We start from the raw sequence: 21,755 nt of genomic DNA, 5'->3' as shown, positions 1-21,755 counted from the left end.
CAGGCAACAGGGGGAAAAGCGATGCTGACTGTCACTCAGGAGCCGCTGCCGTCGCTCGACGCGCTCGAGCCGCGCTGGTGCGCGCTGGCGGACCGTGCGGACGCGAGCTTCTTCCTCGGCTGGACTTGGATGGGCAGCTGGCTGCGCGCCACCGGGGCCCGCCCCGATCTGGTGAGCGTCCGGGACGGCGAGGGGGACGAGATCGGGCTGGCCCTGCTGGGCGCCGCGCGCGAGCCGCGCAAGCTCGGCCGCGTCCGCACGCTGCGCCTCAACGAGAGCGGCGATCCGCTGATGGATCGGCCCTTCATCGAATATAATGCGCCGCTAGCCGCGCGCGACCATGAGGTGGACGTGACGCAGGCCCTTGCCCATCACCTCGCCCGGCGCCGGGACTGGCGCGTGCTGCGCCTCTCGGGCGTGGCGGATGATGACCTGCTGGTCGGCACCGTGCCCGCACGCCGGCGCATCCTCACGGACGTGTCGCCTGCCTATGGCGTCTCGCTGGCGGCGGTGCGCGGCGCGGTGGGGGATTATCTCTCCCTGCTCTCGGCGAACACGCGCAGCCAGATCCGGCGTGCGCTGCGCGATCATGGCGATGGCGATTTCGGCGTGGAGCGCGCCGCCGACGAGGCCATGATCGTGGACTGGCTGAGCGAGATGGCCCGGCTCAATGCCGGCCGGCATGCGGACAATGCATGGGATGCGCCGATGTTTCGCACCTTCGCCCGCGAGATCGCGCTGGCCGGCCGTGCGTCCGGCACGGTCGATCTGCTGCGCGTCACCATCGGCGGCGCGGTCCTCGGCTATCTCCTCAATTTCGTCCATGGCGATCGCGCGATGAACTATCAGTCCGCGTTCGCCGATCCGGTCGGCCCGAAGGACAAGCCCGGCCTGCTCATGCACATGGCCGCCATCGCGCATTATACCGGGCGCGGCCTGTCGCTCTATTCGCTGCTCGCAGGCAAGGATCGCTACAAGCAGAGCCTCGCGACGGGCGCAGAGGAACTGCAATGGTGGCAGATCGAACGCTTCTCGCCCGCGCTGGAAGCGGAATACTGGCTCCGCCGATTGCTGCGGCGATGACTGCTCCGTTGACGGCTGTATTATGTGGCTATATCACTTCGGGCGATCATCCGGAGCGGAAATGCCTCTCAAGCTTGTGTATCGAACCGCGGCGTTGCTCCTGGCCACGACCTGTGTGGTTTCATCGGCTTATGCGCAGACAGCCCATGCCACGCCGGAGGCTTTGGGTACGGCTATGCCCGCCAGCGTCGATCCGCTGACGGCGACGATCCACATCGAGGATGTCGAGCGTTTCGCGAAAGTGCTGGCCGCCACCAACGGGCGCCCCACGGTATCCGATATTCAGAAGGGGTATCTGGATCATGCCTCATATGGCGTATCGATCTTCACGCCCGGCCGGATTGGTGATGCGGCCCGCCTTGCCAGCAAGGTCAACGCCGACCCCGCGTCGTACGATCGAGCGGTGCGCGAGTGCCTTCCCCGTGTGAAGGCGGCAACGGCTGATCTGCGGGCGATCTACCTCGCCTTGCATGGATTGTTGCCCGATGAGCCGCTCCCGCAAATCTATGTTGTGATAGGCGCGGGTAATTCCGGGGGCACCGCGGGCCCCGGCGCTCAGGTCATCGGACTTGAAGTCCTGTGCGCGGAGAATCCGTCGGCCACAGGTTCCAGAAAGGCGCTTCGCCGCTTTTTTGCGCACGAAACCGTTCACACGTTCCAGCAGGATATATCGGGCATCGAGAAATCCCCTCTGCTGGGTGAAGCTCTCGTTGAGGGGGCAGCGGACTTCATTGCCACCCTGGTGACGGGAGAAGAGCCCGAGCCGGACAGGGCGGCCTGGGCGCTCCCGCGCGAGACGATGCTATGGGATCAATTCCAGAAAGACATGCCGGTCAGTCTTGCCACCCTCCAGGACAATCCGCCTCCCGACGCCGTCAAGGCGGTCAATCGTTGGCTGCACAACTATCAATCAGCGCCAGCCGGCTGGCCGAGTGAGGCGGGTTACTGGGTGGGTATGCGCATCTGGGCCGCCTATTATACGGCGGCCACAGACAAGCATCGCGCTATTCGTGATATGTTGAGGTGGGATGATCCCGAAGCGATTCTGCGGAAAAGTGGCTATCAGCGCTAAACTTCCAGCGCCCGGCGCGGTGTTGGAGCGGTAGGGGCAGGCCCTGGCTCCATCTACCGCACTTCATCCCACCTTCATGGCACCAGGCTCGCTATTCCCGCGGATCGGCCCGTCCATGGCCGGACCCGGTCACCCCGCCTAGGAAGCGAGGCGGCGCATCACCCGGTAGCCGAGGCGGGCCAGCGTCTGGCGCTCGGGTTGTGTGCTCACGGGCACTAGTGGCAGTTTCCTCGCGCGCAGCAGCCGGTTGAAGCTGTGGAGCTCGCCTTCCGCCACGGAGCGTTCGGAGCGCCAGGTGATGGAGAGGCTGATCGACACCGCGTTGCCGTTGCGCACGAAGTGGGGCGCCTTCACCGGCATGAGGATCGCGTCGCCCGGCTGCAGGCGCACCGGGTCGGCCTTTGCGAGGAAGCCCTCGTCCCACTGGAGGTTGCGATGGGCGCCGGCATGGAAGGCTTCGCTCTGCTCGGCCGGCACGAGCGCCGGATCGGCGGTGGGGAAAACGTTCATCACTTTCTCCCCCTCGATCTGCATGAGGATATTGTGCTCGGGGTCCATGTGGAAGGGCGTGATGCTGCCGGGCGAGGTGAAGAAGATGAAGGCTTCGCGGTGCTCCATCGGGCCGGTCGCTTTCAGCACGGCGGGTTCCAGCTCCGCGAGCAGGGCGTCCAGCAGCTTGCCATAGGCCGGGTCGCGCTCGACATTCTTGAGGACGATCCAGCTCTGGTTCTCGTCGATGGTGCGGATCGTCTCGGCGGCCGAAAGGCCATTGGCGGGCGTGTCCTCGGGGCGGATGCCGATCGGCAGCGTACCCCGGTTATACTCCATGCGGTCCTCGGGATGCCGCTCCGCGAGAGCGGCGATGGCGTCGCGGGTGAGCAGGGGGTGCCCCACCAATGCGTGCCTCAGCTTGCGATGGCGGTCGGGATAGGCATCGGCGAAGGCCTTGATGGCGTCCGGCGGAAAGGCGGTGTGCGTGTCGATCATGAGCGGGCTCCAGATTTCATCCGGGCATAAGCGGTTTCCAGCAGCGTCATGGCAGGCAGCGAAAGGGCGCCGGCAAGGCCGGCAAGGCCGCCCTTGCGCAGGCCGATGCGATATTGGGCGATGGCGCGGCGCTCGCCCCACAGGCTGTCGATCATCGGATGGTCCGGCGCGGCGCAGCTGTCCATCCATGGCGTGACATGGTCGTCCAGCACCCGCGCGAGATTGTCCTGCTCGATGAGCACCCCGGGCGAATAGCGGGCGAAGTCCGGATCGATGGCGATCTTGAACGAGAAGCCGCCCTGCGGTCCCACGAAATTGACCAGCATGGCGATCGGCCGGCCGTCGCAATCGATCCGCAGCATGTCCAGCATGCCGGCGGCATGGGCATTCCGGCAGATCTCGCGGAGGAACAGCGCGTCCTCGGCGCAGGAAGCAAGCGCGGTGCCTTCCGCGCCTTTCCAGCCCCGCGCCTCAAGCTGGAGGAAATCGTCGATCCACGCCTCCAGCGCATCGCCACTGGTGAGATGTCGGTGGACGATGGTGCCCATCTCCGCGAGCCGGGACTGCAGGCGGCGAAGCTCCTTGCGCTTCTTGGCGCGGACATTGACGGTCCAGTAATCCTGTGCCCCCGCCTCGCTGCGCAGCAGGGCGCGTTCGTGGCGATTGAGTTCCTCGCAGCGTCGCCCCTCCCGGGCGCAGACCAGCCTCAGCGCGGTGGCGGCGGCTCCATCGGGGTCGAGCGCTCTCAGGTGCAGCAGCGGGCCAGACCATGGCGCGGCGTCGAGCTGTGCGAGCAGCAGCCGCCAGCCTTCCTCTTCACGGCCCCTGCGCAGCAGCGGCGCGCCATAGAAGCAGTGGCGATGCAGCCAGTTCGTCGTGTGGCGCAGCGGAAAGCGGCCATGCCTGTTCGCGCCGGTCACCGGCAGGCGGGCGATCAGCTCGCCGCCTTCATCGCGCGCGTCGATCAGCCGCACCGTGCCGTGCGGGTCGAGGCTGCGGCGAGCGGGCTCCAGCAGTTGCGGGAGGTAGAAGGGATTGGGCTCGGTGGCGTCCTGCTCCAGCGGACATGTCGCGTCCTCGCCACCGCTCGCCCCCGCGACCTGCGCGGGTGGTGTGCGGGGTTGGATCGGCGCATGTCCCACGTTCATGGCAGAGCCCATAGCGTGCACTGATTATCATAAGACTAAGCGATGCGCGCGCCTTTCGCGCGGTCGCGATCCGGCCCGGTTCAGGGCGCTTGCCGGCGGGCCAGCCTGCACGTCGCGATGTCTCCGGGCTCGGCGCGCCGGGGGCCTGGTTGGAACCGCGCGAGATAGCCGCCCGCCGCCGTATGTTCCTCCATGCCGACGAAGCGGAAGCCGACCGCCTCGAACTCGCAGCGTAGCAGGGCGGAGGGCGTGCCGTGCTGGTCGGTCGGCCGTTCGATGTCCACGACGATGACTTGCCCGTCCGGCTTGAGCGCGGGGTAGAGGCGCCACAGGAAAGCGTAGGGCTCGGCGATCTCGTGGTACATGTGGATCATGAAGACACGGTCGAAGCTCGCGTCCGGCAGGCGCGGGTCATCGGGCGTGCCCAGCTTGACGCTCACATTGGACCAGTCCTCCCGTGTCACGCGGCGGCCCAGCGCGTCGATGACCTCGGCAATGATGTCCTGGCCCAGCACGCGGCCTTCCGGCCCCACGCGGCTGGCCAGGCGCACCGTGTAATAGCCTTCGCCCGCGCCGATGTCCGCCACCGTCATGCCCGGGCGGATGCCGGCGCGGTCCATGATTTCCTTGGCTTCGTTGACCCGGTCGCGCGCTTCCTCGGTGGACCAGCGGGTCGAGATGATCGGCGCGACGGGCCGGTCAGCGCGCGGAAAATCCTGCGCCGAGGCGGATCGTTCCGCGCTCCTCGACGGGAGGACGTCGCAGGCGGCAAGAGCAAGGGATGCCGGCAGCAAGGCCGCGACGAGCCATGCTCCCCGGCCCGTCATCATCAGTCGACGTCCTCCACCTCGACTGTCTCGCCCGTCACTTTCTGGCTGAGTGCCGCTGCCATGAACGGGTCGAGATCGCCATCGAGCACGTCGCCCGGAGCCGTCGAGGTGACGCCGGTGCGCAGGTCCTTCACCAGCTGATAGGGCTGGAGCACATAGGAACGGATCTGGTGGCCCCAGCCGATCTCTGTCTTGGCCTGGTAGTCGCTGGAGGCTTCCTCCTCGCGCCGCCGCAGCTCGGCCTCGTAGAGCCGCGCCTTGAGCATGTTCATGGCCGTCGCACGGTTCTTGTGCTGGGACCGGTCGTTCTGGCTGGCCACGATGATCCCGGACGGCACGTGCGTGATGCGCACGGCCGAGTCCGTCGTGTTGACGTGCTGCCCGCCCGCGCCGGACGCGCGGTAAGTGTCGATCTTGAGGTCGCTTTCCTTGATCTCGATCTCGATATTGTCGTCGATGACCGGATAGACCCACACCGACGAGAAGCTCGTGTGCCGCCGCGCCGAGCTGTCATAGGGGCTGATGCGCACCAGCCGGTGCACGCCGCTCTCGGTCTTGGCGTAGCCATAGGCATTCTCGCCCTTGATGAGCAGCGTGGCGGACTTGATGCCGGCCTGTTCGCCGGCCTGATACTCGATCATTTCCACCTTGTAGCCGTGCTTCTCGGCCCAGCGCTGGTACATGCGCAGCAGCATCTCGGCCCAGTCCTGGCTCTCGGTGCCGCCGGCGCCGGCGTGGATTTCGAGATAGGTGTCGTTGCCGTCGGCTTCGCCCGCCAGCAGCGCGGCCACCTTGTCCCGGTCCGCCCGGGCGGCGAGAGCCTGCAGATTGGCGATTCCCTCGTCGACCAGCGCGTTGTCGCCTTCCGCTTCGGCCATCTCGATGAGCTCGACCGTGTCGGTCATTTCCTGCTCGATGGCGCGCGTCGCGCCGATGGAGCTGTCCAGCCGCGTGCGCTCGCGCATGACGTCCTGCGCCATCTTCTGGTTGTCCCAGAGCGTGGGGTCCTCGACCCGTGCGTTCAGCTCATCGAGCCGGCGCAGCGCCCGGTCCCAGTCCAGCGAGCGGCGGAGCAAGTCGAGCGCTGCCTTGATATGGTCGACATGGGCCTCTGCTTCGGCGCGCATGAGAAGGTCTCCGTGGAATTTCCAGCGCCCTATATAGGGCCGAGCGCCGCCGGATGCGACGGGGAGCCGCGCAGGTCAAGGGGGAGGCGCGGTGGTTGCGGTCGATGGCGCGGAGAGGACGGCGCGATTCTGGCTGCATTCGCCACCGCGTGATCCATGTCCTGCGCACGTACCCGCGCGGAGCAGGTCTCAGGGATTGCCGGTGATGAGGCAGGGGCCGTCGTCCTGCCGGGCCAGCGAGCGCTGCCGCCAGCGGCGCGCCACGTGCCACCGCCACAGGAGATTGACCAGCTGATAGCCGAGCGCTGCGGCGACGGTGCCGAAGAGGAAGAGGCCCAGCGCGGTCGGCGCGACAATATTGTATATCCATTGCGCCGACTGGCCCAGCCAGTTGCCGCTGTCCGCCACCCGGCCGTCGCCGAGCAGTCTGTGCCCCAGCTTGAAGGCAGCGAAATAGATCGGCGGAAAGGTGAGCGGATTGGTCACCAGCGTCGCGAAGGCCGCGATGATGAGATTGGCGCGCGCGGTGAGCGCGAGCATGGCCGCGGCCGGCGTCTGCCCCAGCGGGATCAGGAAACCGGCCAGCAGGCCGAGCGCCACGCCCCGGGCGATCGAGCGCCTGTTGAAATGCCATAGCAGCGGATGCGTCAGGCGATGCGCCATTGGCTGCAGCCAACGGTTCGCGAGCAGCTGCTCGCGCGTCGGTAGCCTGTCCATGATCCAGCGTTTCAACGTGCCCGTTCCTGTTCGTGTGTTCGTCAGAGATGACTCATCAATCGTGAGCAGAGCGTGAATCGATCGAGAATTTGCTCTGCCATGGAAAGCTTTCGTCTCCTTCAAGGCCTTTTTTGCCGCGACGATCCGCCGATCGACAGGCGGATGCTGCAGTCGCGCCCTGTTCTTCGGGCCAAGCTTCGCAGCCTCTTCCCAAGATAGGAATTGCGAACGCGCAGAACAGGGGCTGAACGGCCTTAACCGGCTTTTCATCAACTGCGAACTATCCAGCGTTGCATCGCAGCGCTCGTGGGGGGTGATCGATGGAAAGAAAGAACATAAACCGGCAAATGGCGCAGGAGGCGATCCGCTTCCTCGATGCGCATATGCTGGATGCGACGCCGACCAACTACACCTTCGCCTATCTCTATCTGACCGGGGCCAATGGCTGGCTCCGCAAGGCGGTCGATGGCATCATCGAGGGCGGCGTGCGGCTTGCCCAGAAGGAAGTCGACGGGCTCATGGAGCTTGCGCCGGGCGAAACGGGCCATGGGGCTGCGGCATCCTCGCTGGCCACGGAGGAAGAGCATCGCGCCAGGCTGCGGCTCCAGATGCTGTCTTTCAGTGATCTCACCGCGCAAGCCATCAGCAGTGCCGGTTCGTTCGGCCGCGATCTCGCGCAACGCGCCGACATGATCGGCGGGGCGTCCGATCTTGGTGGACTCGTCGCTGCCATGCTCGAACGGACGGCCGAGATGGAGAGGCGCCTCGCCGAGACGCGGCTCGAGACCGAGCGCCTGCGGCAGGACCTTGATGCCGCGCGCGACGATGCGACCCGCGACGCGCTCACCAATCTGCCCAATCGCCGCGCCATCGACCGGCAGCTTCGCCTCTTCGCGGAGCAGGGCACGCAGATTGCGCTGGCATTTTGCGATATCGATCATTTCAAGTCGATCAATGATCGCTTCGGCCATGCGGTCGGGGATCGGGTGCTCAAGGTCGTGGCCGAGACGCTGTCCGCGACCATGGATCCCCATATCGTTGGTCGCTTCGGCGGCGAGGAGTTCGTCGTCGTCCTGCCCCAGGTCGATGCGGAAACGGCCTTCGCGCTGGTCGAGAAGGCGCGCGCGGCCGTCAGCTCCCGCAACATGCGCGTTCGCGATACCGACGAGCCGCTTGGCCAGGTGACTTTCTCGGCGGGCATCGCCCTGTGCCGTAACGATCCCGAAGCCGCGCTGCGGCAGGCCGATGATCTCCTCTACGAAGCCAAGAACAGCGGCCGCAACCGGACGATCTACAAGGTCGCCGCGTAGGGCGACCGCTGACAGCGAAGCACATCCGGGCCGCCCCGCAGTCCGCCGGGGCAGGGTCCCTTCAGGCCGGATGATGTCCGGCCGCTCGTCTTTCTGGTCTCGTGCGCCTGGTTCCGGCCTGCCGGGGCGATCGCGGGAGACGGCGCACGCCGCCTCGCCGTGCTCAGTAGATCCCGCCCTGCTCGCCCGCGAAGTCACGGCTCACGTCGCGCCGCGCGTTTCCGCCGGTGCGGCTGTCTTCCTTGGCACGGTCGGCCAGTTCGTCGCGGCGCATGGAGATGCGCGGTTCCGTTTCGGGCTTGAACGCTTCCCAGATGATGGCGCTGCGCGGATCGTCGGATGGCCAGCCGCCATAGACCCGGCGGCCGCTGCGGCGATCGATCCGCACCATCCGCACGCCGGTTGGCGCGACGAAGGGGGTTTTCGGCATGTCCTTGAGGATGGGCGCCATCGCCGCTTTCCAGATCGGCGCCGCCAGCGTTCCGCCCTGTGCGTAGCCGCCCATGTTGCGCGGCTGGTCGTAGCCCAGATAGACGCCGGCCACGATGTCGGGCGATCCGCCGACGAACCACACATTGGTCGGGCCATTCGTCGTGCCGGTCTTGCCGAACAGGGGGCGATCGAGGTCACGCAGAGAGGTTGCCGTGCCGCGCTGGATGACGCCCTCGGTGATGTGGACCATCTGATAGGCGGTCATGGGGTTCATCACCGGGCGGCCGGCCTGCGGGAAGCGCGGCATGGGCTTGCCGTCCCAGTCGGCGCGGTTGCAGTCCTGGCAGGGGCGCCAGTTGAGCGGCCAGATCACCTTGCCGCTGCGGTCCTGCACATAATCCATGACCTTGGGCGTCAGCTGGCGGCCGTGATTGGCGAGCATGGCATAGGCATTGACCATCCGCTCGACGGTGGTCTCCCCGGCGCCGAGCGCGAAGGCCAGATAGGGCTGGTAGTCGCCGATCCCCATGTTCTTGATGGTCCGCACGACGCGTTCCATGCCGGTCTGCGATGCGGTGCGAACCGTCATGAGATTGCGCGATTGCTCGATGCCCCAGCGCATCGTCTGCGCGCCAGCCCCGCTGCCGGAGAAGTTGCGGAAGCATTTCTGCCCCAGATTGCCGCCCTGCCAGACGCAGAACGGCCCATCGACGATGATGGTCGCGGGCGTCATGCCATTGTCGAGCGCCGAGGCATAGACGAAGGGCTTGATGGTCGATCCGGGCTGGCGCATCGCCTGCGTCACCCGGTTGTAGGAGGAGAGGCGCGCATCGAAGCCGCCCTGCATCGCATAGACCCGGCCGGTGTGGACATCTTCGATCATCATGCCGCCCGAGACGCCGGGAATGTTGCGCAGCGCATAGCCATTGCCTTCCGGCTTCACCGCAATGATGTCGCCGGGCTTCAGCGAATCGAAGGTCGGCTGGCCGGTGCGCCGGTCCACCAGCATCGCGAGGCTGCGCGGCAGCGTCGAGGTGCTGCCGTCGCGCAGGCCGATCTCGGCGCTGGTTCCGGATTTGCTCAGCACCACCGCGACCGTCCAGTCGGCATAGTCGACATCGATATTGGAGACGGCGAGTTCGCTCTGCCAGCGGTCCACGTCGACCTTGGCGATCGGCCCGGACCATCCCTTGCCCGAATCGTAGCGCAGCAACCCTTCGCGCAGTGCGCGCGCGGCATGGTCCTGCATGAAGGGCGAGATCGGCGAGCGCACCCACAGGCCGCCGGCATAGACGCTGTTCGGCCCGTCTTCCGCGCTTTCGCCGAACTCGGCGATCAGCCGCCGCCGGATTTCCTCGATATAATAGCCCCCGACATTGCTGTATCCGCTGCCACGCTGCTGCACCGTGCCGAGCGGCTCACGGACGGCGGCGTCATGTTGCGCGCGGTTGATGAACCCGTTCTTGAGCATCTCGCCCAGCACCCAGTTGCGCCGTTCGAGTGCTCGCTCCATGTGGACCTCGGGCCGGTAGTTGGCCGGGCCCTTGGGGAGGATAGCGAGGTAGGCCGCTTCGGGCAGCGTCAGGTCGGCGACGTCCTTGTCATAATAGGCCCGCGCTGCCGCCTGCACGCCATAGGCGTTCCGGCCGAGGAAGATCTGGTTGAGATAGAGTTCGAGGATCTGCTCCTTGGTCAGCACGCTTTCCATGCGCCAGGCGAGGATCGCTTCCTTGAGCTTGCGGCTGTAGCTCACTTCATTGCCGACCAGCAGGTTCTTGGCCACCTGCTGGGTGATGGTGGAGGTGCCGCGCGGCGTCTGGCCGCTCATGATGCCCTGCGCCGCGGCCCGGAAGAGGCCGGGGAAGTCCAGGCCATGATGGCTGAAGAAGGTCTTGTCCTCGGCCGAGAGATAGGCGTTGATGAGGACGGGCGGGAAATCGGAATATTGCAGCTGGACGCGCCGCTCGCGGGCAAAGCTGTAGATGGGCTCGCCGGCGATGTCCCGCACCACGGTCGGGAGTGGCGGCTCATAGTCCAGCAGGCTCTTGGCGTCGGGCAGGCCCCGCGCGAAGAGAAGCCAGAACAGCAGCAGGGCGGTCAGCAGCGCCAGCGCGGCATAGGTCAGCCAGCGCCAGCGGCGGCGCATGTGAAGGCCACGGATCCTCGCGAGCAGGCCTCTCGCCCAGCCCGGTTCTCCGCCTTCCCGGCGCCTGAACCGGAATTTTGTCGCCTCGCTGGCTGCGTCGTCCATGGGCGCCACCTAGACCATTTTCACCGTGCGAGGGAACCGCTTTTGCGGCGGTGCGCAGTTGGTCCGCTTTTGCCCCGGCAGGGGGAGCGGTGAGGCCGGGCAGCCCTGCGCCCATCCGCCCCTGGGATGACGCCCGTCAAGGCTTCGCCGTGGACATCGCGCGGGCGAAGTGCACCGAGATCGCGGCCGCGAGGCCCTTGGCGAGCTGCAATCGCCCGTCCTTGCCGGCCATCCATGCGGCATCCTCGTCATTGCTGACATAGCCCGCCTCGAACAGGACCGACGGCGTATCGGGCGACTTGAGCACGATGAGCGAGGCGAAGCGGTGATAAGGCGAGCGGAAGGGGAAATGCGGCAGCGCTTCGCGGTGGAGCAGTTCGGCAAAGCGCGTGGAGGCTTCCATCGTCTCGCGCTGCGTCAGGTCGATGAGGATCGAGCTCACCGCCGAGGTCTTGTCCGAAAGATCGATGCCGTTGATGACGTCGGCCCGGTTCTCGCGCGCGGCGAGGCGGGCGGCTTCCCGGTCGGATGCGACATCGGAGAGGGTGTAGACGGTGGCGCCGCGCGCGGTAGGCGTTTCGGCAGCGTCCGCATGGATGGAGATGAACAGGTCCGCGCCCAGCTTGCGGGCGATGCCATAGCGTTCCTGCAGCACCAGGAAGCGGTCGTCGCCGCGCGTGAGGGCAACGCGGATCCGCCCGGTCTTGAGCAGCTCGTCCCGTGTCGCCTGTGCGATCGCGAGCGTAAGGTCCTTCTCGCGCAGGTCGAGCTTCTGGTTGTACGCGCCGGGATCGTGGCCGCCATGGCCCGCGTCGATCACGACCAGCGGGCGGCGCGGGTCCCTGGGCCCGGCGATCGGGGGCAGGGCGATGCTCGGCGCCGGGTCCGGGATGCGCACGGTGATCCGCGCGGGGTTGGAGGGCTTGCTCATGCGCAGCGTCGCGGGCCGGCTCACCGCTTCCCGGAGGGGAAGGTCGGTCGCGGGCACAACGAAGGGGAGAGCGAAAAGGGCAGCCAGCAGGGCCATGGCCCGGCCCTTTTGCCGCGTGCCGTCGCCTCTCGTCCAGCCGAATTTGATGTGTGGCCTTTTCCGCGGGTCGCCGGCGGGGATTCTCCGGGCGCTACGGATGCTTGCGGGCCTTTTCGTCGTTGCTCTGCGGCCAAAGCCCTGCTAGCGCTTTGGCCTTCCGGATCCGGCTGGCTGATTGCCGCAAGGTCTGGTCCGAATACGGGATAATCATCGCCCTCAAAGGCGATCTGATAGGTTGATGTTGCATGGGGCATGGCTTGACAGGCTCGGATAGCGCGCAAGCGATTATCGGGCTGCGGGCGCCCTCCGAGCTTCCTGGCGCTACGGTCAGGCCTGCTTGCGCAACGGATCCACGGCCGAAAGGCACAGAGTTTTTCGTTGAGAACCGGGATTCGCTCCGCCGTCGCCGCGTCTGTCTGACGCGCCGGGCCGCGCAGTCCCTCATTACGCCGGATCGCGCTGTTCCCTTGCGGAGAGCTGCGATGGCCGGCCGGAGAAATTTGAATGACAATGCGTATGTTGATCGATGCGCGCCACCGGGAAGAAACCCGGGTCGCGGTCGTAACGGGGAACCGGATCGAGGAGTTTGATTTCGAGTCAGCCGAGCACAAGCAGCTCAAGGGGAATATCTATCTCGCCAAGGTGACTCGCGTCGAACCGTCGCTCCAGGCCGCGTTCGTGGATTATGGTGGCAATCGCCACGGCTTCCTCGCCTTCTCGGAAATTCATCCCGATTACTACCAGATCCCGCGCGAAGATCGCGAGGCGCTGCTCGCCGAGGAAGCGGCCCATGCCGCCGAGGAAGCCGCTCTCCGTGCCGAGGACGACGATGAGCATGAGGGCGGTTCGCTCGATTCGGGCGACGTCGAGGTGGTCGAGCGGCCGGACCTGGGCGATGACGAGGACGAGGATGGCGAGCCTTCCGAATCCGCGTCGGGCGGTCAGGGCGGCAAGGCGGACAACCAGGCCGCCGACGAGATTCGCCGCAAGCGCATGGCGCTGCGCCGCCGCTACAAGATCCAGGACGTCATCCGGCGCCGCCAGGTGCTGCTCGTCCAGGTCGTGAAGGAGGAGCGCGGCAACAAGGGTGCGGCGCTGACCACTTATCTCAGCCTCGCCGGCCGCTATTGCGTGCTGATGCCCAACACCAGCCATGGCGGCGGCATTTCGCGCAAGATCAGCAATTCGGCCGATCGCAAGCGCCTCAAGTCCATCATCGCCGACATGAACCTGCCCTCGACCATGGGCTGCATCGTGCGGACGGCGGGTCTCTCGCGTACCAAGACCGAGATCCGGCGCGACTTCGACTATCTGGCCCGCTTGTGGGACGAGATTCGCGACAAGACGCTGAAATCGGCGGCACCCGCCCTGATCCATAACGACAGCGATCTCATCAAGCGCGCCATCCGCGACATCTATCATCGCGACATCGAGGAAGTGATCGTCGAGGGCGAGGAAGGCTATCGCGCGGCGAAGGACTTCATGAAGCTGCTGATGCCGAGCCATGCCCGGCGCGTGAAGCAATATGCCGATGTCGTCTCGCTGTTCCAGCGCTTCGGCGTCGAGGATCAGCTTGCCGCCATGTACAATCCGGTGGTCCAGCTGAAGTCGGGCGGCTATCTGGTCATCAACCCGACCGAGGCGCTGGTGTCCATCGACATCAACTCGGGCCGTTCGACGCGCGAGCACAATATCGAGCAGACCGCGACGGCGACCAATCTGGAGGCGGCGCGCGAAATCGCCCGCCAGCTGCGCCTGCGCGACATGGCCGGCCTCGTCGTCATCGACTTCATCGATATGGAGCACAACTCCAATATCCGCAAAGTCGAGAAGGCGATGAAGGAAGCGCTCAAGGACGATCGGGCGCGCATTCAGGTGGGTCGCATCTCGGGCTTCGGCCTGATGGAAATGAGCCGCCAGCGGCTGCGCACCGGCGTGCTGGAAGCGTCCACGCGCGCCTGTCCGCATTGCGAGGGCACGGGCCTTGTGCGCACGGCCTCGTCGGCCGGCCTTTCCGCGCTGCGCATGCTTGAGGAAGAAGCCGCGCGCGGTCGCGGCAGCATCATCACGCTGCGGGCGAGCCAGGAGGCAGCCTTCTACGTCCTCAACAACAAGCGCCGCGAGCTGGGTGAGATCGAGAACCGCTATGGCGTGACCATCGTGATCCTGCCCGATGGCGAGGTCGAGGGTGCCCGCATGTCTGTGGAGGCCAGCGGCCCCCGTCCGACGATGCAGATCAGCTACGCGCCGATCGTCGAGGACGTCGAGGAAGAGGACGACTTCGTCGAGGAAGAGGACGCCGAGGAGGAAGAGGCCGAGGAGGCCGATGAATCCGCGCGGCCCACCAATGGCGACCAGGGCGAGGGACGCGGCAAGCGCAAGCGTCGTCGCCGCGGTCGGCGTGGCCGCCGCGATGGCGAGGAAGGCGCATCCGGCGCCGCCGGTGAGAACGAGGCCGAGGGCGACGCGTCCGAAGATGCCGGCGAGGAAGGGGATCGCGAGGTCGCCCAATCGCCTGCCGAGACGGCCGAAGGCGGGGAAGATGCACCGCGTCGCAGCCGCCGGGGTCGTCGTGGCGGTCGTCGCCGCCGTGGCAATATGGCCGACCAGGGCAGCGATGCCACGGTCTCCGATGAGGCGCATGAGCCCGCCGAGGCAGTCGCACCCGAGGCTGCCGCAGAGAGCGAAGCGCCCGCAGCCGAGCCGGTCGAGACGCCGGTGGAAGCGGAAGAGCCCGTTGCACCGCGTCGCCGTCGCCGCAGCCGTGCCGCCGCGCCTGCTACCGAGGCGCAGCCTGTAGAGGACGCCGCCGAAGCCGCGCCGGAAGCCGAGGCCGAGGTGGTTGCCGTCGAGCTGTCGCCCGAGCTGGTCGAAGCGGCGGAAACGCCCGAAGTGGCCGAGAAGCCCAAGCGTCGCTCGCGCAAGAAGGCCGTTCCTGCCGCAGGCGAGGCTCCGGCCGAAGCGCCGGCCGAAGAGGCCGCTCCGGAAGCGGAGAAGCCCGCGCCCAAGCGCCGGACGCGCAGCAAGGCGGCTGCCGCGAAGGCAGCACCTGCCGAGGCGGTGAGCGAAAGCGTCGCGCCGGAGGCTCCTGCCGAACCGGCTGCCGAGGCACCCGCCACCGATGGACCTGCCGCCGAGGCGCAAGCTGCTGAGGCCCAGGAAGCCGGGCCGGCAATAAGCGCGCAGGACGATGTGGCGCTGGAGGATGGCGGTTCGGAAGAGCCGCCCCGCCGCGGATGGTGGCAGCGCACGTTCGGAGCGTGATGGCCGCAGGGTCCTCCGCGCCCCGGGGCTGCTCGACATTCGGATGATGGCGCGCCTGTCAGCGGGTGTTCAGGCTGGTCCCGGCATAGGGCGCCGGATGGCAAGCTCGCGATGCCCATCTTCCGACACGCTGCCGGGCCGGCGCCGGATGCCGGGCGGCATCCGGCTGCTCGCACGCTTCCTGATGCTCGCCGCGCTGCTCGGTCTGATGAGCGCGCGGCCGGCGCTGGCGCAAATGATCCTGCGCGATGCCGAGACCGAGGCGCTGATGCGGGATGCATCGGCGCCTCTGGTGCGCGCAGCCGGGCTCGATGAGCGCAATGCGCAGATCATTCTCATCAATGATCCCAGCATCAACGCGTTCGTCGCGGGCGGGCAGATCGTCTGGATCCATAGCGGGCTGCTCGGCGCCGCCGACAATCTCAACGAGGTTCAGGGCGTCATTGCCCACGAGCTTGGCCATATCGAGGGCGGGCACATCATCCGCTCGATGGAAGGCATCAAGGAAGCGACGGGCATCCAGCTGGTGACTCTGCTGCTCGGCGCGGCGGCGCTCGCGGCCGGGGGCGGCGAGGCGGGCATGGGCATCATGGCGGCCGGCCAGCAGGCGGCCATGGGGCGTTTCCTGTCGTTCAGCCGCGCACAGGAATCCAGCGCGGATGCCGCCGGCGCGCGCTATCTCCATCAAGCGGGGATCAGCGGCAAGGGGAGCATCGAGTTCTTCAAGAAGCTGCAGAATCTCGAATATCGGCTCTATGTGCCGCAGGACAGCTATGTGCGCACGCACCCGCTCTCCAGCGAGCGCGTCGCGGTCCTGACCAACCTCTACCAGCATGATCCCGCCTGGGACGTGAAGACCGATCCGGCGCTGGAGGCCCGCTTCCAGCGGGTGAAGGCGAAGCTCACCGGTTTCGTGAACGATCCGCCGCGCACCTTGCAGCTCTATCCGCTCTCGGATCAGTCGATCCCCGCCCATTATGCGCGGGCTTATGCCTATCACAAGAGCGCCTATACCGATCAGGCGCTGCGTGAGATCGGCGCCTTGCTCGCGTCGGCGCCGCACGATCCCTATTTTCTCGAACTGCAGGGGCAGATCCTGCTCGAATCGGGCAAGCCCGCCGAAGCCATCCCCCCGCTGCGCGAAGCGGTCGAACGGACCGGCGGCCAGCCGCTGATCGCCACGCTGCTCGGCCATGCGCTGGTCGCGACGGACGACGACGCATATCTGGAAGAAGCCGAGCGAGTGCTGCGCAACGCGCTTTCGCGGGACAATGACAATCCGTTCGGATGGTATGCACTCGGCAATGTCTATCAGCGCAAGGGGGACACGGCGCGTGCTGCCCTTGCCACGGCGGAGCGCTATTCCATGTCCGGGCAGAATGCGCTGGCGCTGCGCCATGCGGAGATCGCCATGGGCGGCATCCAGCAGGCCAGCCCCGACTATCTGCGCGCGCAGGACATCGCTATGGTCAGTCGCGCCGCCATGGAAAAGGAACGAAAAAGGTGAGTTCTAACGCAGGTTTCGGAACGATGTGGCGTGCGGCATCCCGGGTGGGATCGGCGCTGGCGGCGCGGACGGGTGACAGGCGCGCGCGCAGGCGCGGCCTGCTCGCGGCGGCGGCCGTCGCTGTGTTCGTGTCCGGCGGCGCGGTCACCGCTTATGCGATGCAGTCGGATGGTGCGCCGAGTGATCGCGCGGCGATCGAAGCGATCGTGCGTTCCTATATCCTCGAGCATCCGGAGATCATTCCCGAGGCCATCGAGCGGCTCAAGGCCAAGCAGGTCGCCGGCAAGGTGGCCGCGCACCGCAGCGAGCTGGAAACGCCGTACAAGGGCGCGTGGGAAGGCGCCGAGGCGCCGCGCGTCACGCTGGTCGCCTTCATGGATTATGCCTGCGGATACTGCCGCGCCTCGTTGCCGGACCTTGCCCGGCTGCTGAAGGAAAATCCGGATCTGCGCATCGTCTATCGCGAGCTTCCGGTCATCACGCAGGATAGTGTCGGCGCCGCCAAGGTCAGTCTGCTCGCGGCGGAGGAGGGGCGCTTTCCCGCCTTCCACCAGGCGATGTATGCGGCGGGCAATGTCCAGCCCGATTCCGTCGTCAAGGCGGCGGGCAAGGCCGGCATCGACGCCGCCAAGGCGCGGGCAGCGATCCGCGATGACGGCGGCGATGAAGCGATCATGCAGAATATCCGGCTGGCGCAGGCCCTCGGGGCGGAAGGCACGCCGCTGTTCGTGGTTGGCGACCAGGTGTTCAATGGCTCTGTGGGCTATGAAACCTTGAAGGCGGCCATCGAGAAGGCCCGCAAGAGTGGCTGAACCGCCGAGCTCCCACCTCTGACGAGTTGCCGCCCGGCGATATGATGATCGCGCAGGGCAAGCCGAGCGGTGAAGTGAACGGATGATGAGGAAGGTTGGAGGCCCTCTCCGCTGCCAGAAGAGGGCCTCCCCTTGCGCACGCCAAGACTGCCCGGACGGAAGGACGTGGCGTACTCAAAGCGGGACCGGCGGGCTTGAACCTTGCGGTTCCGGCTCATGCCGTCTGAGAGCAATCTGGCTGGCGCGGCTTCCTGTCGCCTTGACCGGGATCAAACCGGTCGAGGAATTTGGGATCAGTCGGAAAGGCGCAGGGCGTAGATGCGCGGCCACTTCTTCCCCGTGACGTACAGCAGCCGGGTCTTGGGGTCCCATGCAATGCCGTTCAGCACGGAATCGGTATCATTCCCGACATTTTCGCCCACCAGTGGGGCCAGATTGAGCCAGTCCACGACCTTCCCCGTCTCCGGATCGATCTTCGCGATCAGCGGCGAGTACCAGATGTTCGCGTAGATCATGCCCTCGACGAACTCGAGTTCGTTGAGGTGCCGCACCGGCTTGTCATTCCAGGTGACGGTGATGCGCCGCGTCTCCCGCTGTGTGGCGGGGTCCAGGAAGCGCAGCTCGGCCGTACCGTCGCTCATGATGAGGCTGTCGGCATTGCTGGTCAGTCCCCAGCCTTCTCCGGGATAGGAGAAGGTTGCGAGCTCCTTGAAATCCTTGCGTCTCCAGATGAAGCCGATGCCGCTGCGCCAGGTGATGCTGACGATCCGGTCGCCCCAGGGCGCGATGCCCTCGCCGAACAGGTCGGCGCGGATGGGCTGGCGTCTCAGCAGGCGCATGTCCTTCAGGCGCAGCGCCCGCAATTCCGATTGCCCGACCAGTCCCGTGCTCTCGTAAAGCACGCCGTCCGCGATGAAGAGGCCCTGCGTGAACGCGTCTTGGCTGTGCTGAAGTGTCCGGACAATGTCCCACTTGATCTCCGCCCGCGCCGCGCTGGCGCCAGCCAAAAACAGCAGAAAAGCAACAAAAAGACGCATCAATCAGCCGTCTGCGCCAGCGCGGATGAGAGCCAGTCCGGCAGCGGCAAACTGTCCAGCGTATCGACTGGCCGGTGGTCCGTCGCCAGGCCAAGCGCCGGCCATGCGATTCGCCTGCGCGCTTCGTCGGACTGGTCGAGCGGCACCACCACCAGTCGCCGGTTCACCTTGTTGCGATAATGCATGCGGGCTGTGTTCTCCTGGCCGATATAGCAGCCCTTCGCATAATCGACTCCGTTCAGCTCCTCCGCATTGCATTCGAGCCAAAGCGTCTTGTCCTCGCCCAGCTCTGCTGCGCCTTCGGAGATCCCCTGGCCCAGACGACAGGCGCGGAACGCTTCGGATGCGTCGCCGTCCCCGGCCAGTGCCAGCCAGCGCCAGCCAAGCGCCGGATGCCGGGGGTCGGGCGCCCCGCCCGCATGCGGCTCGGCCGACCAATGGACAGCCAGCGCGGGCTCGATGGCGAGCGTGACCGGGCGGCGCAACCGATAGAGGGACAGGCGCTTCACCAGCGCGTCGGCCCGGGCTGCCTCGCAATCGATCAGCACATCCTCGCCCCCGGCGGGGTCTGCCCACAGGATCATGTCGAACAGTGCCTTGCCCTGGGGCGAGAGGAGGCCGGCATAGCGCGGCGCGCCCTGCGCCAGCGTCAGCACATCCTGCGTCAGCAGTCCCTGCAGGAAGGAGCGCGCTTCCGGGCCGCCGACACGGACGATCGATCGATCACGAAGGGTAGTAGGAACCATTGCTCTTAGGTAGGACAGTGAAGCCTCGCCGCCAAGGCCAGCGATGCCTTCAACGGCTTTGCGTCACATGGGCTGCGAGGCGGACAGGAGATGAACGATCCCATGACCCAGAGCTTCGACCTGCTTCTCGCCAATGGCACCGTGCATTTGCCCGGAGGGCCCGTGTCGGCGGATATCGGCATCGTCGCGGGCCGGATCGCGGCCATCGGCGCCCGCCCCGGCGACGCCGGCGAAGTCATCGACTGCACGGGGCTGGATATCCTGCCCGGGGTCATCGACAGTCAGGTCCATTTCCGCGAGCCGGGTCTGGAGCACAAGGAGGACCTCGAATCGGGCAGTCGGGCCGCCGTGCTGGGCGGAGTCACCGCCGTCTTCGAGATGCCCAACACCAGCCCGAACACGGACAGTGCCGATCGGGTGGAGGACAAGCTGGCCCGCGCCCGTCATCGCATGTGGTGCGACCATGCCTTCTATGTCGGCGCGACGGGTGACAATGCCGAGATGCTGGGCGACCTGGAGCGCATGCCCGGCACGGCCGGCGTCAAGATCTTCATGGGCGCGTCCACCGGCAGCTTGCTCGTCGCGGAAGACGAGGCGCTCGCGCGCGTCCTGGCGCATGGCCGCCGCCGCGTCGCCATCCACGCCGAGGACGAAGCGCGCATGAATGCCCGGCTCGGTGAGCGGATCGAGGGCGATCCCGCCAGCCATCCCGTCTGGCGCGATGATGAGAGCGCGATGCTGGCCACCCGGCGCATCGTGAAGCTTGCCCGTGAGGCGGGGCGGCGCATCCATGTGCTGCACGTGACCACGCCTGCGGAACTGGCGTTTCTGGGGCAGCATAAGGATATCGCGACCTGCGAGGTCACGCCGCAGCATCTGACGCTCGCGGCCGAAGATGCCTATCCGCGCCTCGGCACTTATGCGCAGATGAACCCGCCCATCCGCAGCACCGCGCATCGCGAAGGCCTGTGGCATTGGGTCGGGCAGGGCGTGCCCGATGTGCTCGGGTCCGACCATGCCCCCCATACGCTGGAGGAAAAAGCGAAAGTCTATCCGGCCTCGCCGAGCGGGATGCCGGGCGTGCAGACTTTGGTGCCGCTGCTGCTGGATCATGTCGCGCATGGCCGGCTGACGCTCGAGCGCTTCATCGATCTCACCAGTGCGGGCCCGCAGCGCGTCTTCGGACTCGTGGGCAAGGGCCGCATCGCGGTCGGCTATGATGCCGATTTCACGATCGTGGACCTGCGCGCGCGCTGGACGATGACGGCAGACTGGTTCACGTCGCGCTGCGGCTGGAGCCCCTTCGAGGACATGACGGTCACCGGTCGACCGGTGGGAACCATCGTGCGCGGGCATCGCGTGATGTGGGAAAATCAGCTTGCCAACGAGGCGGTCGGCGAGCCGGTCCGTTTCGAGGCGACGGAATTTCCGGGACACTGAGGGGAGCAGGGGCATGGCAGGCAAGGCGTCCGGCAGGCGCAAGGCGACCCCGCCGAAGCGTGGCCCGATAGGGCGCGTCCTGCGATGGCTGCTGACGGCCGTGCTGGCGTTCATTGGCCTGTCGCTGTTGCAGGTGCTCATCTACAAATGGGTGCCCGTGCCGGTCACGCTGACCATGATCTTCGACAAGAATGGCATCACGAAGGACTGGACGCCGCTCTCGCGCATCGATCCCGACATGGCGCGCGCTGCCATTGCCGGGGAAGATGCCAAATTCTGCCAGCATCATGGCTTCGACACGCAGGCGATCCAGCAGGCCATGGAGTATAATGCCCGCGGCGGGCGCATTCGCGGCGGATCGACCATCAGCCAGCAGACCGCGAAGAATGTGTTCCTCTGGCAGGGCGGCGGCTTCTTCCGCAAGGGCCTCGAAGTCTGGTATACGGTGCTGATCGAAGCGATCTGGGGCAAGCGCCGGATCATGGAAGTCTATCTCAACGTCGCCGAGACCGGCATCGGGACTTACGGGGTGCAGGCTGGCGCGATGCGCTATTTCGGTCATGGAGCAGACAAGCTCTCGCGCACCGAAGCGGCGCGCATCGCTGCCGTGCTGCCGCTCCCCAAGAAGCGCGCGGCGATCGCGCCCTCCGGCTTCACGCTGCGCCACGGCAATCGCATCGCGCGCTATATCAGCGTGGTGCGGACGCAAGGGCTGGATGCCTGCCTCGACCTGTAGAAGACCGGTCGAGAGATCGTGCGGCGTCGCCGGCCGACGGTCCCCATGAAAGGGCGGGACCTGCATCATGCGCAGACCGGTCGATCCTCGCGGTCATGACGCGATCTCGTGGAGGCAGGGTCGATCGACATCCAGGTTGCGATCGTCAGGTCCTCATTGCTGATGTGAACGGTCGTCTTGGGGTCGCGCTCCATCTCCCATCAGCTCGGCTTTTCCCCTGTCCTAC

General features: G+C 66.6%; 17 protein-coding genes. 8 read left to right on the top strand and 9 right to left on the bottom strand.

From position 1 onward, the window contains the following. The first annotated feature begins 21 nt into the window (after positions 1 to 21). Together SLG_RS18035 and SLG_RS18030 are read left to right on the top strand one after the other, a co-directional pair. Entirely contained in the window at positions 22 to 1,083 is a 1,062-nt protein-coding gene (locus SLG_RS18035; RefSeq protein ID WP_014077960.1) for a GNAT family N-acetyltransferase, read from the top strand. Positions 1,084 to 1,144: 61 nt separating this feature from the next. Then, entirely contained in the window at positions 1,145 to 2,155 is a 1,011-nt protein-coding gene (locus SLG_RS18030) for a DUF2268 domain-containing putative Zn-dependent protease (protein WP_148276642.1), read from the top strand. Between the two features lie 138 nt (positions 2,156 to 2,293). Here the strand turns inward: SLG_RS18030 and SLG_RS18025 are convergent, their stop codons facing one another. The 5 genes from SLG_RS18025 to SLG_RS18005 form a co-directional block, all read right to left on the bottom strand. Continuing rightward, complete coding sequence (locus tag SLG_RS18025; protein WP_014077958.1) at positions 2,294 to 3,142, bottom strand: cupin-like domain-containing protein; 849 nt, start codon at positions 3,140 to 3,142, stop codon at positions 2,294 to 2,296. After that, complete coding sequence (locus tag SLG_RS18020) at positions 3,139 to 4,290, bottom strand: GNAT family N-acetyltransferase (protein WP_148276641.1); 1,152 nt, start codon at positions 4,288 to 4,290, stop codon at positions 3,139 to 3,141. Before SLG_RS18020 ends, SLG_RS18025 begins: the two co-directional genes overlap by 4 nt. Positions 4,291 to 4,370: 80 nt before the next feature. Continuing rightward, positions 4,371 to 5,120, bottom strand: coding sequence for a class I SAM-dependent methyltransferase (locus SLG_RS18015; RefSeq protein ID WP_014077956.1), 750 nt, complete (start codon positions 5,118 to 5,120; stop codon positions 4,371 to 4,373). After that, positions 5,120 to 6,247, bottom strand: coding sequence for a peptide chain release factor 2 (prfB, locus tag SLG_RS18010; protein ID WP_014077955.1), 1,128 nt, complete (start codon positions 6,245 to 6,247; stop codon positions 5,120 to 5,122). Before prfB ends, SLG_RS18015 begins: the two co-directional genes overlap by 1 nt. A 189-nt stretch (positions 6,248 to 6,436) precedes the next feature. After that, a complete protein-coding gene (locus tag SLG_RS18005) occupies positions 6,437 to 6,979 on the bottom strand; it encodes a DUF2062 domain-containing protein (protein WP_231848701.1) in 543 nt (180 codons plus the stop codon). A gap of 332 nt (positions 6,980 to 7,311) precedes the next feature. Between SLG_RS18005 and SLG_RS18000 the strand changes: the two genes are divergently transcribed. Then, positions 7,312 to 8,274 carry a GGDEF domain-containing protein gene (locus tag SLG_RS18000; protein WP_014077953.1) on the top strand — a complete coding sequence of 321 codons (963 nt, stop codon included), beginning with the start codon at positions 7,312 to 7,314 and terminating at the stop codon, positions 8,272 to 8,274. Positions 8,275 to 8,437: 163 nt separating this feature from the next. Here SLG_RS18000 and SLG_RS17995 read toward each other — a convergent pair whose 3' ends face one another. Then, positions 8,438 to 10,957: a penicillin-binding protein 1A gene (locus SLG_RS17995; protein WP_041392201.1), complete on the bottom strand. Its 2,520-nt coding sequence runs from the start codon at positions 10,955 to 10,957 to the stop codon at positions 8,438 to 8,440. A gap of 136 nt (positions 10,958 to 11,093) precedes the next feature. Then, a complete protein-coding gene (locus SLG_RS17990) occupies positions 11,094 to 11,984 on the bottom strand; it encodes an N-acetylmuramoyl-L-alanine amidase family protein (RefSeq protein WP_014077950.1) in 891 nt (296 codons plus the stop codon). A gap of 507 nt (positions 11,985 to 12,491) precedes the next feature. Between SLG_RS17990 and SLG_RS17985 the strand changes: the two genes are divergently transcribed. The 3 genes from SLG_RS17985 to SLG_RS17975 all read left to right on the top strand — a co-directional run bounded on the left by SLG_RS17985 (position 12,492) and on the right by SLG_RS17975 (position 17,570). After that, positions 12,492 to 15,251, top strand: a complete 2,760-nt coding sequence (locus SLG_RS17985) for an Rne/Rng family ribonuclease (RefSeq protein WP_014077949.1) — start codon at positions 12,492 to 12,494, stop codon at positions 15,249 to 15,251. Positions 15,252 to 15,399: 148 nt separating this feature from the next. Next, positions 15,400 to 16,758: a M48 family metalloprotease gene (locus SLG_RS17980; protein ID WP_041392199.1), complete on the top strand. Its 1,359-nt coding sequence runs from the start codon at positions 15,400 to 15,402 to the stop codon at positions 16,756 to 16,758. Positions 16,759 to 16,781: 23 nt separating this feature from the next. Further along, on the top strand, positions 16,782 to 17,570 hold the full coding sequence (locus tag SLG_RS17975; RefSeq protein ID WP_014077947.1) for a DsbA family protein: 789 nt from the start codon (positions 16,782 to 16,784) through the stop codon (positions 17,568 to 17,570). 293 nt (positions 17,571 to 17,863) lie between these two features. Here SLG_RS17975 and SLG_RS17970 read toward each other — a convergent pair whose 3' ends face one another. Both SLG_RS17970 and ygfZ read right to left on the bottom strand, forming a co-directional pair. Then, a complete protein-coding gene (locus SLG_RS17970; RefSeq protein WP_014077946.1) occupies positions 17,864 to 18,607 on the bottom strand; it encodes a glutaminyl-peptide cyclotransferase in 744 nt (247 codons plus the stop codon). Further along, positions 18,607 to 19,353, bottom strand: a complete 747-nt coding sequence (gene ygfZ / locus SLG_RS17965) for a CAF17-like 4Fe-4S cluster assembly/insertion protein YgfZ (protein WP_014077945.1) — start codon at positions 19,351 to 19,353, stop codon at positions 18,607 to 18,609. Before ygfZ ends, SLG_RS17970 begins: the two co-directional genes overlap by 1 nt. 102 nt (positions 19,354 to 19,455) lie before the next feature. Between ygfZ and SLG_RS17960 the strand changes: the two genes are divergently transcribed. After that, the gene (locus SLG_RS17960; protein ID WP_014077944.1) at positions 19,456 to 20,793 is read left to right on the top strand and encodes a dihydroorotase; all 1,338 of its coding nucleotides are present in this window, start codon (positions 19,456 to 19,458) and stop codon (positions 20,791 to 20,793) included. 13 nt (positions 20,794 to 20,806) lie between these two features. After that, a complete protein-coding gene (gene mtgA / locus SLG_RS17955; RefSeq protein ID WP_014077943.1) occupies positions 20,807 to 21,529 on the top strand; it encodes a monofunctional biosynthetic peptidoglycan transglycosylase in 723 nt (240 codons plus the stop codon). Positions 21,530 to 21,755: the final 226 nt, after the last annotated feature.

This window comes from Sphingobium sp. SYK-6, from assembly GCF_000283515.1.
Taxonomy (GTDB): Bacteria; Pseudomonadota; Alphaproteobacteria; order Sphingomonadales; family Sphingomonadaceae; genus Sphingobium; species Sphingobium lignivorans.
The sequence above is the reverse complement of the archived record's forward strand: the minus strand, read 5'-3'. Positions and strand labels throughout refer to the sequence as shown.

Coding starts and splice junctions, on each gene's coding strand:
- SLG_RS18035 (WP_014077960.1), top strand. CDS start 22: ATGCTGACTGTCACTCAGGAGCCGCTGCCGTCGCTCGACGCGCTCGAG.
- SLG_RS18030 (WP_148276642.1), top strand. CDS start 1,145: ATGCCTCTCAAGCTTGTGTATCGAACCGCGGCGTTGCTCCTGGCCACG.
- SLG_RS18025 (WP_014077958.1), bottom strand. CDS start 3,142: ATGATCGACACGCACACCGCCTTTCCGCCGGACGCCATCAAGGCCTTC.
- SLG_RS18020 (WP_148276641.1), bottom strand. CDS start 4,290: ATGAACGTGGGACATGCGCCGATCCAACCCCGCACACCACCCGCGCAG.
- SLG_RS18015 (WP_014077956.1), bottom strand. CDS start 5,120: ATGATGACGGGCCGGGGAGCATGGCTCGTCGCGGCCTTGCTGCCGGCA.
- prfB (WP_014077955.1), bottom strand. CDS start 6,247: ATGCGCGCCGAAGCAGAGGCCCATGTCGACCATATCAAGGCAGCGCTC.
- SLG_RS18000 (WP_014077953.1), top strand. CDS start 7,312: ATGGCGCAGGAGGCGATCCGCTTCCTCGATGCGCATATGCTGGATGCG.
- SLG_RS17995 (WP_041392201.1), bottom strand. CDS start 10,957: ATGGACGACGCAGCCAGCGAGGCGACAAAATTCCGGTTCAGGCGCCGG.
- SLG_RS17990 (WP_014077950.1), bottom strand. CDS start 11,984: ATGGCCCTGCTGGCTGCCCTTTTCGCTCTCCCCTTCGTTGTGCCCGCG.
- SLG_RS17985 (WP_014077949.1), top strand. CDS start 12,492: ATGACAATGCGTATGTTGATCGATGCGCGCCACCGGGAAGAAACCCGG.
- SLG_RS17980 (WP_041392199.1), top strand. CDS start 15,400: ATGCCGGGCGGCATCCGGCTGCTCGCACGCTTCCTGATGCTCGCCGCG.
- SLG_RS17975 (WP_014077947.1), top strand. CDS start 16,782: ATGTGGCGTGCGGCATCCCGGGTGGGATCGGCGCTGGCGGCGCGGACG.
- SLG_RS17970 (WP_014077946.1), bottom strand. CDS start 18,607: ATGCGTCTTTTTGTTGCTTTTCTGCTGTTTTTGGCTGGCGCCAGCGCG.
- ygfZ (WP_014077945.1), bottom strand. CDS start 19,353: ATGGTTCCTACTACCCTTCGTGATCGATCGATCGTCCGTGTCGGCGGC.
- SLG_RS17960 (WP_014077944.1), top strand. CDS start 19,456: ATGACCCAGAGCTTCGACCTGCTTCTCGCCAATGGCACCGTGCATTTG.
- mtgA (WP_014077943.1), top strand. CDS start 20,807: ATGGCAGGCAAGGCGTCCGGCAGGCGCAAGGCGACCCCGCCGAAGCGT.